The sequence below is a fragment of the Streptomyces sp. NRRL F-5126 genome, assembly GCF_000721265.1.
In the GTDB taxonomy this organism is placed as follows: Bacteria; Actinomycetota; Actinomycetes; order Streptomycetales; family Streptomycetaceae; genus Streptomyces.
Genome location: NZ_JOFZ01000132.1, coordinates 1 through 313, shown reverse-complemented (window position 1 = coordinate 313; position 313 = coordinate 1). Strand labels below are relative to the sequence as shown.

The 313-nt window shown below is 69.3% G+C and carries 1 pseudogene; it reads left to right on the top strand.

The annotated features are described in order from the left end of the window. Nucleotides 1-121: 121 nt before the first annotated feature. Nucleotides 122-313: pseudogene (locus IH48_RS34075) on the top strand (hypothetical protein); the annotation flags it as partial.

The window sequence follows — 313 nt, the reverse complement described above, 5'->3', positions numbered from 1 at the left end:
GGCCGGATGCGTCTCCCCTGGACCGTGTCCGGTTGATAATCGCGCTGTGGCTGTCCATCCGAAGACCACAGAGACCAACGTCCGGCTTCCGCCATGTGCTTTCGAGGCGTTGAGTGCGGTCATGGCCAGAGAGGGCACCTCGCGGGATGCGACCGTCCGCCGGTTGCTGGCCGGGCACGTCGAGCGGCAGGAGCAGACGGACACCGACGACAGGCTGACCCACATCTCCACCGTGCTGCGCTATCCGCCGCCGCCGCGCTGGCGAAAGGATCCCCGCCAGGACCGGCCCCTACGGCTGCGGGCCAGCCCCGAC